Source organism: Microbulbifer halophilus, assembly GCF_026183675.1.
GTDB lineage: Bacteria > Pseudomonadota > Gammaproteobacteria > Pseudomonadales > Cellvibrionaceae > Microbulbifer > Microbulbifer halophilus.
This window is the reverse complement of sequence record NZ_JAPIVK010000025.1, coordinates 46656-60079: the sequence shown is the minus strand read 5'-3', so window position 1 is coordinate 60079 and position 13424 is coordinate 46656. Positions and strand designations below refer to the sequence as shown.

The following is a 13424-nucleotide window of genomic DNA, read 5'->3' as shown; positions in this document are numbered from 1 at the left end:
AGTGCAGTGGTGTATCGCGAAATAAAAGTGTGGACAGGAAGATCGGTGCGGGGTCGCTACCTTAATTGGGATGGCCCGGATCCCCTCGGAAAATCCATCCGAGATCAAACCGACACGCTCGCGGTGCCGGATCGAATCCGGGCTGGCCACTACCGGCTACCCTGCCATTTTTGCGGGGGACTCCCTCCCCGGCCTATTGGCAGACGATTATTCTAGACTGCCAGCATATTATCAAGTGACAAGATGATGGTAGACGCGCCACAGGCTATCAGCGCCGGCACTATAGCGATGTGTCGTTAAGCCCGGTGTAATTGGAAACGCCGCGCCAGGATCCAGTCTTTCAGCCGCCGCGGCAGCCAGCGCGCCATCCAGGGCATCAGGCGGCTCCTGTTGCCGAGGCGCACCAGTGAAGGGGGCCGCTTGCGCAGCAGCTCTTTCGCCAGCCGGCGCGCCATGGTACTGGCCAGGGCCGCGTTCTGCTGCGATTCCTGCGCCCGCGCGCGCGCAATGTCCTCCTGCCGTTTGTACCAGGAATCCGGCGCCAGCAGGCCGCGCAGGGAGACTTCCGCGTGGCGGCCGAATTCCGACGCCACGGCACCGGGCTGTACCGTCATCACGCGGATCCCGAAGGGTTTCATTTCCAGCCGCAACACATCGGACAGGGTATGCAGCGCCGCCTTGGAGGCGCAGTAGGCACCGGAGAAGGGGGTAGGCAGGACGCCGGAAACGGAGCCGATATTGCAGATCAGGCCGCGGCGCTCGGATTTCATCAGCGGTGCGCAGGCGCGGGCCAGGGCCATGGGGGCGAAGACGTTGGTGCGAAACTGGTTCTCCAGCGCGCGGGTATCCAGTTCCAGCAGCGGCCCCATCTGGCCGTAGCCGGCATTGTTGATCAGGATATCCAGCCGGCCATAGGCGGCCTTGAGGGCGTGGACCACGCGGTTGATATCCACCTGGGAGTTGACGTCCAGCGCCTCGGTGGCGATACCCAGGTCGGCCAGCTCCTGCAGGCTCTCCGGGCGCCGCGCGGTGGCGATGACGATGGTGCCGCGGCGGTGCAGGGCCAGCGCCAGCTCGCGGCCCATGCCGGAGGAACAGCCTGTGACCAGCGCCACCCGGTCCGGCACCACATAGCCGCGCCCTATCTGCGCCAGGCTCTCGGCGGCGAAGGCGTGATCTGAAGGGCGAAACCTCGATGCCGGCGCTTTGCTCACGGGAACGGCTCCTGATTACCCGGCCCGAAAATGGGGATTTTCAATCAGGCCGAAAATATTGCCGTAGGGGTCCAGGAAAGTCGCTACCAGGATGCCCCCACCCACATCGGCGACCTCGCTGTGCTGGCGCGCGCCCATGGCATTCAGGCGCTCCACCTGTTGCGCCATATTGTCGACGCCCCAGTAGGCCACCACACCGTCGGCGCGGCTGGTGACACTGCGGGCATCCGGGTTCAAACCCAGTTCGTAGCCGCCGACATTGAAACCGACGTAGAACTCCTCGTCGAAATAGGGTTCCTGCTCCAGCAACTGCGTGTACCAGGCCCTGGCCTCGACGATATCGGGCACGCCGTAGATGACGGTGCGCAGGCCGAGAAACTGTTCCATCCCGAGACTCCCATTCTTTGTATGTTGTTTCTGTAGGAGCTTGCCTGCAAGCGAAGATTCTCAATGCCCTTGCTGACTCCGGTTTATTCGCCTGCAAGCAGGCTCCTACAGCGGGCGTTATTCATTTTGGGAGGCAGTATTTACTGCAGCTCCTGCTCCAGTTGCTCGAGCAGGTCCAGCGGCTCCAGCTCCACGCCCTCCAGCTCGCTGTTCCAGTTGATGCCCACCAGTATCACATCTTCGTGCATGCCGGTGAGCCAGTCGTCCATAAACTCCTCGAGATCCACGGCCACGACCCCATAGTCGGCCCATTCGCCGTCGGCGTGGATTTCGGCAAACTCGCGCCGGGACCAGAAGGGCATCACCTCTGTCTGCGGGTACTTTTCCGACTCGCACAGGGCAAAACCCTCTTCCCCCTCCAGCGCCCAGACACAGCCCAGCTCGGCGCTTTCCGGCAGGAAACGGGCGCAGTTGTCTTCGAAATCGTCGCTCAGGGGTTCGATCGGCATGGCTCGGGCTCTCAACTGTTTGAACGCAGTTTACGCCAGAATCCGGGGCACACCAACGGCGGTGCGTTCTAGTGTGCCGTGCGGGAAGTTCGCGAACAAAGGAGCACAGCCAAAACGCCCAGATCAAGGCGAGAAAGCGCTGGAATAGCAGCGTTATTTCAAGCTTTCTCAACGCAGAGCTGGGCGTTTTGGCGCAGCGAACTGTTTGCGAACTTCCCGTACGGCACACTAGCCGGCCCCGATTTCAGGTACGCTCGAATACCGCCATGGCTTCGACGTGCGACGTGTGCGGAAACATATCCATGACGCCGGCGCCAACCGGGCGGTAGCCGAGGGCCGCGAGCTCGCCCGCATCCCGCGCCAGGGTGGCGGGATTACAGGAAACATAGACGATTTTCTTCGCGCCGAAGCGCGCCGACTGTCGCACCACTTCGAGGGCGCCGCTGCGCGGCGGGTCCAGCAGGATGCGATCGAAACCGCCCCCGGCCCAGGAATGGGACAGGATATCCCGGGTCAGGTCGGCGGCGTGAAACTGCACATTGTCGAGGCCGTTGCGGGCGGCGTTGTCGATACCGCGCTGCGTCAGAGCGCCCTCGCCTTCCACCCCCACCACCTCGCCGGCGCGGCGCGCCAGCGGCAGGGTGAAATTGCCCAGGCCGCAGAACAGGTCCAACACCCGCTCGCCCGGCTGCGGGTCCAGCAGTTCCACCGCGCGGCTCACCATCTGCCGGTTAATGGCGGAATTCACCTGGATAAAGTCCAGCGGGTGGAAGGCCAGCGCCAGGTCGAATTCCGGCAGCTCGTAGTGGAGCCGCTCCTCGCCGACCGCGGGCCAGATGCGGTGTGCCGTGTTCGCGTCGCCCGGCTGCAAATACAGGTGGATGCCGGTCGCTTCCGCAAAGGAAAGCCAGCGCTCGCGGTCCGCGTCCGCCAGCGGTTTCAGGTGGCGCAGCACCACGGCCGCAGCGTCGTCGCCGACCGCCACTTCCAGCTGGGAGAAATGCGCGCGGCCGACGCTTTCCGCCACCAGCCGTTTCAGGGCCGGAATATGATCGGCGATGGCCGGGTGCAGTACATGGCACTCGCCGATATCGGTCAGGTCGTTGGAGCGCTTGCGGCGGAAGCCGAATACCAGCTCGCGCGCGCCTTTGCCTTTTTTCACTTCGCCCTTTTTCATCTCCCGGATGCCGATACGCCCCTTGCGGCGGTAGCCGAACGGCTCGGCCACCAGCGGCGGCAGTATTTCCGGGACCTGCAGATCGCCGAAGCGCGCCAACTGATCCAGCAGGATTTTCTGCTTTTCCGCGACCTGCACCGCCGGCTGCAGATGCTGCACCGCGCAGCCGCCACACAGGTCCACGTGCGGGCAGCGCGGCTGACAGCGATCCGCGGACGGCTGCAGGATTTCCACCGCCGCGCCCTCGTCGTACCTCGAGCGCCGCGCGCTGTATTTGAACGCCACCGATTCACCGGGCAGCGCATTGTCGATAAATACGGTTTTGCCGCCGACGCGGGCGATGCCACGCATATCGTGGCTGAATTTTTCCACCTGCGCCCCGGCTTTCGCGGGCAGCGGTTTCTGCGGCTTTTTTTTCGGGGAAAAGAAACGGGGTTTGCCGGCCATACAAGTCAGTCACAAAAAAATAAGTAGGGTCTACACAGTCAGACGGTGACCGTTGTCCCGGAGCCAGCCGCGCAGCTCGCGGTAGCGCGGGCAGACGGAATCCACCAGTTGCCAGAAGGCGCGGCTGTGGTTGTGGTGGCGCAGGTGGCAGACCTCGTGGGCCACCAGGTAATCCACCACCGGCTCCGGCGCCAGGCAGACCAGCCAGTTGTACTGCAGTTCGCCGCGAATGGTGCAGTGACCCCACTTGCTCCTGGTGCGGCGCACGCGCACCGACGAAAACTGCAGGTCCAGCCGATCGGCGTAGAGGGCGGATTTGTCCGTCAGCAGCGCCAGCGCCTCGCGCTGGTAGAGTTTGTACAGGGCGGTTTGCAATTGCGCTTCCGTCGGCTGGCGATAGCGGCTGTAGAGATGGATACGATCCGCGCGCACGCCGGCGCCGGTCGACTGCGCCGCGCGCTCCAACGGCAGTTTCCGTCCAAGCCAAGGAAACATCTCGCCGAATCCGTAGCGATACCGCGGGATCTCCGCGGCCCGCTCGCTGGCGCGCAGCAGTTGCGTCCGCACCCAGCGGATATTCTCCTGCAGGAAGCGATGGCCGTGGCGCGCGGCGCAGCGCTGCGGGATCCGCACCTCCACGCCGGATGCCGCCAGTACCAGGCCCAGGCGCTTGCGCCGCGGCGAGCGCACCAGCCGGTAGGGAATATCCTCGTAGATGTGCTCTTCGGCCGTATTCATTGGCCGCCGTGGGGCACCACGGCCATGGTGATGCGGGAAATGCAGCTCAGCTTGCCGCTCGGATCGCTGATGCGGATTTCCCACACCTGGCTGCTGCGGCCGATATGCACCGGTTTCGCCACGCCGGTGACCTCGCCCTCCGCTACCGGGCGCAGGTGGTTGGCGTTGATCTCCTGGCCCACGCAGTAGAATTTTTCCGTGTCCACCACCAGGTTGGCGGCGATGGAGCCGAGGGTTTCCGCCAGCACCACGCTGGCACCGCCGTGCAGTATGCCGAACGGCTGGCGGGTGCGGCGATCCACCGGCAGGGTGCCGGTGAGGGAATCGTCGCCGATCCCGGTGATTTGCAGGCCGATATGACCGGGCATGCAGCCGGCCGAGTTCCGGTTGATGTCTTCCAGGGAGGGAATGGTATGCCAGATTGCCATAGTGTTACTTCTCAGGGGACGGCCCGGTTCAGTAAAACCCGGGCCAGAACAGAAAATCGATGCCGGTGCCGAAACCGGATTCACCGCCAAAACCGAAACCGGTGCCAAAGCCAAAGCCAAAGCCGCCGATGCGGAACATCTGCATATCCAGCCTCTGCAGTTCGCGGTTGAGGCTCGCGCGGCGCATCCGCAGGCTGCCGATGCGGTTCGGGTCCTCGGCGCCGGCCAGGGCGGCGTTCACCGCGTACAGCTGGCGCTCGACGTGATCCTGCCGCGCCGCCAGTCGGCGGTATTGCCGCTCCACCCGGTAGTCGGCGAGGCCCTGCTTGTAGTAGTCGACAAACAGGTCCGCGGTGGGGCCTGTGCAGACACCGTTGTAGCTGCGCCCCCGGCGGCCGTAGCGGTAGCCATTTTCCGGAGTACAGAACTGCTCCACGCCCTCCTCGTGGCCGCGCAGCCAGGCCTCGCTGTCGACGCGCACCCCGTACTCCTGCTGGCAGGTCTGGGCGATATCGTACACCAGCGACTGGTTGCGGCCACGGGCGCCGTCCTCCACGCCGCGCTCGTACCAGAGCCCGGCGCGGCACTCCTCCTCGGAGACCACGGCGCAGCCGGCCAGCAGTGCGGACAACAGTATCAGCAGGCGTTTCAGTAATGGCATGGCGGCCTCACTGCTTGTCGTTATCGGGATCGCGTCGTCAGCCGAAGCGCTTGTCGGCCACGAAGGGATTCGTCTGCCGCTCGTGACCGAAGGTGGACATGGGGCCGTGGCCGGGTACAAAGCGCACCTCGTCGCCCAGCGGCCACAGCTTTTCTTTAATGGAGCGGATCAGGGTATCGTGGTCGCCCCGGGGAAAATCCGTGCGGCCGATGGAGCCGGCGAACAACACATCGCCCACCAGCGCCAGGTTGGTGGGGCGGTGGAACAGAATCACATGACCGGGGGTGTGGCCCGGGCAGTGGTGTACCTCCAGTGTCTCGTCACCGACGGTGACGGTGTCGCCCTGGTGCAGCCAGCGGTCCAGGGTAAAGGTCTCCACCGGCGGGAAGCCGAACATCTGTGTCTGCAGCGCCAGCTGTTCGATCCAGAAGGCGTCGTCCTCGTGCGGGCCCTCGATCGGCAGTTGCAACTGCTTCGACAGCTCGGCGGTACCGCCCACATGGTCCAGGTGGCCGTGGGTCAGCAGGATCTTTTCCAGTTTCAGGCCGCGCTCTTCCACGGCAGCGAGAATCTTGTCGATATCGCCGCCCGGATCCACCACCGCGGCGCGCAGGCTGTCTTCACACCAGAGCAGGGTGCAGTTCTGCTGAAAGGGCGTGACCGGCACGGTGTGAAATTGCAGGGACATATTCGCTACCCACTACTGCTGAGAATGTGGCGGAGATTATACCGCGGCAGCCGCACGGTTTCGCGCCGGTGTTGCCGGTCTGCGGCCGCGGTTCCTGTTCAGCAGTTCCCGCAGGTCCTCCAGCAGTTGCCGCTGTACCAGCGCGTCGCTCCAGTAGCCGTGGTGGGAGACCAGCTGCGGGCCCCAGTTGGACGCGCTCCAGTCTGTCAGCGGGCGGGTCTCGTAGTCTCGGTAGACCGACTGGTTGTAGGAGGGGGAGAGCGGCTTTAGCGGCCAGCCGAACAGGTCGTCGGGGTGGTAGAAGTTCTTCCAGCGAAAGTTGTAGCCGCGGGTATCGGAGGTGACCGCCTGTATCTGCTCCCGCGGCATGCCCGCGCACCAGAGCGGGTTGCCGGCGCCGAGGGTATACCAGTGGCTGAGGCTTTTGAGCCGCAGGAACAGGTCCCGCGCCGACCCCTTGTGTACGCCGCGGGGACCGCCGTCCCGCCAGATGCCGTGGTTGACGCTGGGGCGCTGGGCGTCCCACAGATAATTGGAGAGGTTGATACAGCCCACCGAGTGACTGAGCAGAATCACCGGCGCCGTCTCGCTGGCGGCCGCGGCGGCCTTTTCCAGGGTGGAATAGATGGATTGCTGGGTCTTTTCGTAGTTGCCGCCGCGCTGCTGCAGTTCATTCATCTGCGCGGCGCTCTCGGCCAGCCCGTAGAGCATGAACTTGCGCGCGCGCAGGAAGTCCATATCGCGCTTCTGCATGCCCTCGAACACCCGCTCGATATTGGTCTGCAGGTGGCCCTGGCAGAGGATGGTGTCGCAGTGCAACCGCGACCAGTCATCCTCCCCCAGCCCCTCGCGCAATACGGCGAACAGCGGGTCGGCGAAACGCTCGTCCACCGCCCCCATACCCGGCGCTGCCAGAATCACTATATCGGCCATTTCTCGCCCCTGTATTTATTCTCGTACGGCGCTTCGAGGATGCTTTTTGTCAGAAGAAGCGCCTGTCGTTCTTGTTAATGGGCACCGCTGAACCTGACGAAACTACCAGTTGGACCGCATATTGCAAACTTCTACGCCCCGACGGCGGAGGATGTCATACCCCTGTCCCCATGCCACCCTTATGGTGCATAATCTCGTCTGTACAAAAATCAACCACCAAAGACGAACCGCACCCAGCGATGTTACTGACCTCCAAGTACAGCCTGCCGGACTGCCCCGAGCACACACTGCCGCGACCGCGACTGCTGTCACTGCTGGACGACAGCCACAGCGATCAGTTGCTGCTGGTCACGGCGCCGGCCGGCTACGGCAAGACCACCCTGGTGTCCTCCTGGGCCCTGACCCAGGACAATCCCGTGGCCTGGTTCTCCCTCGACGCCAGCGACAACGACCCGGCGCAGTTTTGCCGCTACCTGGTGGAGAGCGTGCACCGCGCCACCGGCAACGGCGTGCCCGAGACACACGGCCTGCTGGCCGCCCAGCAGCACCCGGACGCGGCGCTGATCATCAGCCAGATGCTGGCGGAACTGCGCGGCCTGCCGAGCGAGCTGCGCATCGTGCTGGACGACTACCACCAGATCGACAACCGCGCCGTGCACGACGCTACCCGCTTCCTGCTGCGCCACGCGCCGGCGGGCATCGGCGTGGTGCTCACCAGCCGCAGCCAGCCCCCGCTGGGACTGGCTTCGCTACGCGTGTCCGGCCGCCTGCTGGAACTGGGCAGCAGCGAGCTGGCGCTCACCAGCGGCGAGATAGCGCAACTGCTGAAACAGCGACTGCCTTTTTCCCTGGACAACGACCGTGTGGACCAGTTGCACCAGTTGAGCGAGGGCTGGCCGCCGGCGGTGCAACTGTTCGCCCTGTCAGTGCGCGACCGCGCCGAGGTGGATCACTACTTCGCCGAGCTGGAACAGGGCCACAGCCATATTCTCGACTACCTGGCCGAGGAGGTACTCGAGCGCCTGGAACCCGAGCTGCGCGAACTGCTCGCCAGCACCTCCATCCTGACCCGCGTCAACGCGCAGCTGGCGGAGAGACTGAGCGGTCTCGGCGACGGCCAGCAGCTGCTGGAACAGACCGCCCGGCGCGGCCTCTTCCTGCAGGCGCAGGATTCCAGCCGCCGCTGGTTCCGCTACCACCCGGTATTCGCGCGCTTCCTGCAGCGCCAGCTCACCGACAGGGCACAGCTGGAGCAACTGCACAGCACCGCCTGCGACACCTGGCTGGAAATGGGCCAACCGCTGGAGGCGCTGCGCCACGCCCTCGAGGCCGGCGACAGCGAACGCGCCGAACAACTGCTCGCCGACCGCGGCGAACAGCTGCTGCGCGAGGGCCAGAGCCGCCTGCTAAAGGACAGCCTGACCTGGCTGGGCGAGGACAAGCTGCGCCGCAACGCCCGCTTCGCGTTGATCGCCGCCAAGCTGGCGCAGGAGAACTACGAACACGGCCAGTGCGAGAAGTACCTGGCTGCCGCCGAGAGCTGGCTGCAGCGCCAGGACCCGGCCCAGTGGCGCGACTTCGAGGGCGCCTTCGCCGCCGCCCGCGCCCAGGCCGCCGTGGCCCGCGGCCGGACGCTGCTGGCCAAGGAGTACGCCGAGGAGGCATTGACGCTGCTGCGCGACGACCAGCCCGGCGACCGCATCGCCGCGCTGCTGGTGACCGGCGAGACCGGCTTCTGCCTCGGCGAGCTGGCCGCGGCGGAGCAGCATATGCGCGAGGTGGAGTCCCTGGCGCTGGCGGAACAGGACTACCCCAGCGCCACCTGGGCCGTCTGCCAGCAGACCGAGATCGCCATCGCCCAGGGGCTGATGAAAAAGGCCGACGCGCTGCAGGAGCGCGCCCAGCGCCTGGTGCAGGAACACCACCTCGTGGGCCTGCCCATCTCCGAATTCATCTGCCGCCTGCGCGGCCAGCTGCAGTGGGAACAGGTTGACCTGGACGGCGCCGCCGCCTCCGCCCGCCGCGGCATGCAAATCAACCGCAAGGTGGGCGAGCGCTGGCTGTTGCCGGAATACACGCTGCTGCTGAAAGTGTCCCAGGCCCGCGGCGAGAAGGAGGAATCCCTCGAGTGGCTGGCGCGCATCGATCGGCTGATGGCCGGCGAGCGCTACCACCTGGACTGGATCGCCAACGCCGACGCCGCGCGCATCCGCGCCTGGCGCGCGCTGGACGACCGCGAGGCCATATACGCCTGGCTGGAACAGTCGCAGCCGGTGGCGGACAGACCCGCCAACCACTTCGAACAGTGCAACGGCCGCAATCATGTCCGCGCCCTGATCGAGCTGCACCGCTGGTCCGACGCCAACCGCCTGCTCACCCGCCTGCTGCAGGTGGCCCGCGACTGCGGCCTGGTCACCGACTGTCTGCGCAACCTGGTGCAGGAAGCGCACCTCCTGTGGTTGCGGGAGCAGCGCGACAGTGCCCTGGACGCCATCCGCGAGGCCCTGAGCATCGCCGCCGAGCGCGACTTCCGCGCCAGCTTCCTGCAGATCGGCAAGCCGCTGATCGTGATCCTGAAGGCAGCGCTGGAAACCGACCTCAGCGATGCCGAGCGGAACACCGCCGAATCGCTGATCCGCCTGGCCCAGCAGCAACCGGAACTGGACGGTGGCATCCGCATCGAGCTCGACGAAACCATCATCCGCGAGATACTCGACAGCAACGCCGTGCCGGACTTCCTGCGCCACTCACCGCTGACCCCGCGCGAGTGGCAGGTGCTGAACGCCATCCACTCGGGCCTCTCCAACGAGCGCATCGCCCGCCACTTCAAGGTGGCCCCCAGCACCATCAAGACCCATATCCGCAGCCTCTACCAGAAGCTGGACGTCAAAGACCGGCAAGAGGCGATTGCGCTGGCGGAGCAGATGTTGCGGTCGGTGCAGGATCAATAAACTCCGCTCTCCTCTAGGAAGAGGGGCTGGGGAGAGGGGATACCGGGACCGCGGAGCTCCAGCTCCGCACGCGGGCCTCAGGCCCGCCAAAGCCCCCCGATCCATGGTGCGAAGCCTTCAAGCCGAAAGCCCTCAATGGCTCCACGCATTTGATAACTTCTCGGCCTGTTGCAAAATCAGCTCCACCGCTTGCGGCGCATCGTCCGGTGGATACTTGTATCGCCGCAGTGTCCTGCGAACCAGAATCCGCAGTTTCGCTCGCACACTTTCCCGCACCTGCCAGTCCACAGTAGTGGATTTGCGCAGTTTGTCGGTGATCTCCACGGCGATCTTCTTCAGGATGTCGTCGCCCAACTCTCGCACGGCGCTTTGGTTATCGGCCAGGGCGTCGTAGAAGGCTATCTCGTCTTGGTTCAAACCAAGAGCAGCATCCCGTTCCAGGTCGGCCTGGAACTGTTTCGCCATGGCAATCAGTTCCTCGATCACTTGGGCGGTCTCGATACCGCGATTGTTGTACTTGCGCAGGGTTTCCCGCAGGCGGTCGCTGTACTTTTTCTCCTGCACCACGTTATTGCGGGTTTTCGCTTTGATGTCATCTTTCAGCAGTTTCTCCAGCAGTTCTACCGCAAAGTTCCTGTAGGGTATCTGCCGCACGTCTTCCAGGAACTCGTCGGATAGCAGGCCGATATTGGGCTTGTCGAGACCACACAAGGCAAACACGTCCGTGACGCCTTCCGAGACCAGCGCATTGTCCAGGATCTGCTTGAGTGCGGAGTTCTTTTCCTCGCGAGTGAGCTTTCTGTCCACGCTAGTGTGCTTGACGATCGCCGCCTTGACCGCGGACAGGAAAGCCACCTCCTTATGCAGGGTGCGGGCCTCGTCCAGGGTACTGCACAGGGAGTAGGCCTTGTTGATGGCCAGCAAGGTATCGAGGAAACGCTTCTTGCCATCTTCCAGGCCCAGAATGTAGTTGGCCGTGGGAACCAGCAGGCTGTTGGGGTCCTCCTCAAAACCGCTGTAGTCGAAGCCGTCACCGCGGGGCCCCTTGGCGAACATGCCACGAATACTATCCAGTCTCTCCAGCAGGATGGCATAGGCCTCCCCCGTACTGTGGGTGGGCTCGCCCTTCCCCTTCGCGTCGGTGTAGGTTTTCAGTGCCTGCTTCAATTCATTCGCGATGCCGATGTAATCCACCACCAAGCCACCGGGCTTGTCCTTGAAAACGCGGTTCACCCGCGCGATGGCCTGCATCAGGTTGTGGCCCCGCATGGGTTTGTCCACATACATGGTGTGGCAGCAGGGGGCATCGAAGCCGGTCAGCCACATATCGCGCACAATCACCAGCTTGAGCGGGTCGCTGCTATCCTTGAAACGCTTTTCCAGCCGTTTCTTGGTCTGCTTGTTGTAGATATGCGGTTGCAGCAGGGGTTTGTCGGAGGCGGAGCCGGTCATCACGATCTTGATCGCGCCCTTTTCCGGGTCGGAGTCATGCCAATCCGGTCGCAGCGCCACGATTTCGTTATAGAGATGGGCACAGATATCCCGGCTCATGGCCACGATCATGGCCTTGCCATCCATCGACGCATTGCGGGTCTCGAAGTGCTGCACCAGGTCCGCAGCCACCTCCCTCAGGCGCGGCCCGGCACCCACCAGCTTTTCCAGCCGGCTCCACTCACCCTTGGTCCTCTCGCGGGAGCTGATGTCCTCCTCGTCTTCGACGACCTCCTCCACTTGTTGCGAGAGCTCGTCGATGGCTTCGCGGTTGATGTCGAGCTTGGCCAGCCGGGATTCGTAGTAGATGGGCACCGTAGCGCCGTCGTCCACCGCGTCCTGGATATCGTAGATGGACACATAGTCGCCGAACACCGCGCGGGTGTCCCTGTCCTCGCTGGCGATGGGGGTACCGGTAAAACCGATAAAGGAGGCGTTCGGCAGCGCGTCGCGCATATGCTTCGCATAGCCGAACTTGTAGCGGCCGTCCTTCTTCAGGGTCGCCTTCAGGCCGTACTGGCTGCGGTGGGCCTCATCGGAGATCACCACGATATTGTGGCGGCCGTTCAGAACCGGATGGCCGGCCTCACCTTCCAGCAGCGCGAACTTCTGCACCGTGGTGAAGATAATGCCGCCGGATTCCCGCTCGGCCAGCAGCTGGCGCAGTTGCTCCCGATCCCCAACCTGCACCGGCTCCTGCTTCAGCAGCTCGCGGGCATTGCTGAAAGTGGCATACAGCTGGCCGTCCAGGTCGTTGCGGTCGGTCACCACAATCAGCGTGGGGTTGTTCATTTCCGGCTGTTGCAACAGCTTGCCCGCGTAGCAGCACATGGAGATGCTCTTGCCAGAGCCCTGGGTGTGCCAGACTACGCCGGCCTTCTTACTGCCGGGCACCACCTCATCGCCGTAGGTGGCCCTTTTCTCGCGGACTTCCGGCCCGTCCATCTGCCGGGCCGCTGTAACCGTTGCCTTTACCGCCTCGCGCACCGCATGGAACTGGTGATAGCCGGCAATCTTCTTGGTCAGCCGGTCGGAATCCCTCTCGAAAAGAATGAAATAGCGCAGGTAATCGAGGAACAGCGCCCGGTCGAAAAAGCCCCGCACCACGGCTTCCAGCTGCCAGTCCAGCAGCGGCTTGTCGCCCTCGTCGCGAATGGTGCGCCAGGGCATAAAGCGCTCGCGGTTCGCCGTCAGCGAGCCAACCCTAGCGTTGTAGCCATCGCTGATAATCGAGGCCGCGTTGTAGACAAACAGGTCCGGGATTTCCTCCCTGTAGGTCTGGATCTGGTTGAACGCATCCCAGATATCGGCGTTCTCGCTGTTGGGATTCTTGAGCTCCAGCACTGCCAGGGGCAGGCCGTTGATAAAGCAGACCACATCCGGGCGGCGGAGCTGTTTGCTGCCCGACAGGGTGTACTGGTTGATCACGCGAAAACGGTTGGCCGAGAGATCGTCGAAATCCATCAGAAACGCCCGGTCGTGGACCGTCATGCCCCGGTTCTTGTACTCGACCACTACCCCGTCGAGCAGCAGGCGGTGAAACACCCAATTGCTGGTGGTCACATCGGGGCTTTCCGGTCTGCCGGCCACCGCCAGCGCCTGCTCGACGGCACTCGCGGGCAGGTGCGGATTGATGCGGCGGATGGCCGCCTCCAGATCGGCGGACAGCAGCACCTGGCGATAGTCACGCCGCTCCGGGGCGTCGCCGTCGGGGGCTATATCGGGTCCGTGCCCCACTTCCCAACCGCCGTCTGCAAACCACTGCAAACACTGCCGCTCCAGGGACTCCTCGGTCATCAT

The 13424-nt window shown here is 64.1% G+C and carries 11 protein-coding genes; 1 reads left to right on the top strand and 10 read right to left on the bottom strand.

Features of this window, described 5'->3' with window-relative positions:
- Positions 1 to 296 precede the first annotated feature (296 nt).
- From OQE62_RS13645 to OQE62_RS13605, 9 genes are all read right to left on the bottom strand, one after another.
- Entirely contained in the window at positions 297 to 1214 is a 918-nt protein-coding gene (locus OQE62_RS13645; RefSeq protein WP_265722595.1) for an SDR family oxidoreductase, read from the bottom strand.
- 15 nt (positions 1215 to 1229) lie between these two features.
- A complete protein-coding gene (locus OQE62_RS13640; RefSeq protein WP_265722594.1) occupies positions 1230 to 1601 on the bottom strand; it encodes a VOC family protein in 372 nt (123 codons plus the stop codon).
- 140 nt (positions 1602 to 1741) lie between these two features.
- A complete protein-coding gene (locus OQE62_RS13635; RefSeq protein ID WP_265722593.1) occupies positions 1742 to 2110 on the bottom strand; it encodes a DUF2750 domain-containing protein in 369 nt (122 codons plus the stop codon).
- 244 nt (positions 2111 to 2354) lie between these two features.
- Positions 2355 to 3734, bottom strand: coding sequence for a 23S rRNA (uracil(1939)-C(5))-methyltransferase RlmD (gene rlmD, locus OQE62_RS13630; protein ID WP_265722592.1), 1380 nt, complete (start codon positions 3732 to 3734; stop codon positions 2355 to 2357).
- Between the two features lie 30 nt (positions 3735 to 3764).
- The gene (locus OQE62_RS13625; protein WP_265722591.1) at positions 3765 to 4472 is read right to left on the bottom strand and encodes a M48 family metallopeptidase; all 708 of its coding nucleotides are present in this window, start codon (positions 4470 to 4472) and stop codon (positions 3765 to 3767) included.
- The gene (locus OQE62_RS13620) at positions 4469 to 4900 is read right to left on the bottom strand and encodes a hotdog fold thioesterase (protein WP_265722590.1); all 432 of its coding nucleotides are present in this window, start codon (positions 4898 to 4900) and stop codon (positions 4469 to 4471) included. The genes OQE62_RS13625 and OQE62_RS13620 overlap by 4 nt, the downstream gene beginning before the upstream one ends.
- Positions 4901 to 4928: 28 nt before the next feature.
- Complete coding sequence (locus OQE62_RS13615) at positions 4929 to 5561, bottom strand: DUF2799 domain-containing protein (RefSeq protein WP_265722589.1); 633 nt, start codon at positions 5559 to 5561, stop codon at positions 4929 to 4931.
- Positions 5562 to 5598: 37 nt separating this feature from the next.
- The gene (locus OQE62_RS13610) at positions 5599 to 6249 is read right to left on the bottom strand and encodes an MBL fold metallo-hydrolase (protein ID WP_322746579.1); all 651 of its coding nucleotides are present in this window, start codon (positions 6247 to 6249) and stop codon (positions 5599 to 5601) included.
- 36 nt (positions 6250 to 6285) lie between these two features.
- Positions 6286 to 7182, bottom strand: a complete 897-nt coding sequence (locus tag OQE62_RS13605; RefSeq protein ID WP_265722588.1) for a hypothetical protein — start codon at positions 7180 to 7182, stop codon at positions 6286 to 6288.
- A gap of 239 nt (positions 7183 to 7421) precedes the next feature.
- Here OQE62_RS13605 and malT point away from each other — a divergent pair, with 239 nt between their 5' ends.
- The gene (gene malT, locus OQE62_RS13600) at positions 7422 to 10133 is read left to right on the top strand and encodes an HTH-type transcriptional regulator MalT (RefSeq protein ID WP_265722587.1); all 2712 of its coding nucleotides are present in this window, start codon (positions 7422 to 7424) and stop codon (positions 10131 to 10133) included.
- 132 nt (positions 10134 to 10265) lie between these two features.
- Here the strand turns inward: malT and OQE62_RS13595 are convergent, their stop codons facing one another.
- Positions 10266 to 13424, bottom strand: coding sequence for a type I restriction endonuclease subunit R (locus tag OQE62_RS13595; RefSeq protein ID WP_265722586.1), 3159 nt, complete (start codon positions 13422 to 13424; stop codon positions 10266 to 10268).

What these genes read in the sequence shown, in the direction of transcription:
- OQE62_RS13595 (WP_265722586.1), bottom strand. Translation starts at nt 13,424, where the DNA reads ATGATGACCGAGGAGTCCCTGGAGCGGCAGTGTTTGCAGTGGTTTGCA.
- rlmD (WP_265722592.1), bottom strand. Translation starts at nt 3,734, where the DNA reads ATGGCCGGCAAACCCCGTTTCTTTTCCCCGAAAAAAAAGCCGCAGAAA.
- OQE62_RS13640 (WP_265722594.1), bottom strand. Translation starts at nt 1,601, where the DNA reads ATGGAACAGTTTCTCGGCCTGCGCACCGTCATCTACGGCGTGCCCGAT.
- OQE62_RS13625 (WP_265722591.1), bottom strand. Translation starts at nt 4,472, where the DNA reads ATGAATACGGCCGAAGAGCACATCTACGAGGATATTCCCTACCGGCTG.
- OQE62_RS13615 (WP_265722589.1), bottom strand. Translation starts at nt 5,561, where the DNA reads ATGCCATTACTGAAACGCCTGCTGATACTGTTGTCCGCACTGCTGGCC.
- OQE62_RS13610 (WP_322746579.1), bottom strand. Translation starts at nt 6,249, where the DNA reads ATGTCCCTGCAATTTCACACCGTGCCGGTCACGCCCTTTCAGCAGAAC.
- OQE62_RS13605 (WP_265722588.1), bottom strand. Translation starts at nt 7,182, where the DNA reads ATGGCCGATATAGTGATTCTGGCAGCGCCGGGTATGGGGGCGGTGGAC.
- OQE62_RS13635 (WP_265722593.1), bottom strand. Translation starts at nt 2,110, where the DNA reads ATGCCGATCGAACCCCTGAGCGACGATTTCGAAGACAACTGCGCCCGT.
- OQE62_RS13620 (WP_265722590.1), bottom strand. Translation starts at nt 4,900, where the DNA reads ATGGCAATCTGGCATACCATTCCCTCCCTGGAAGACATCAACCGGAAC.
- malT (WP_265722587.1), top strand. Translation starts at nt 7,422, where the DNA reads ATGTTACTGACCTCCAAGTACAGCCTGCCGGACTGCCCCGAGCACACA.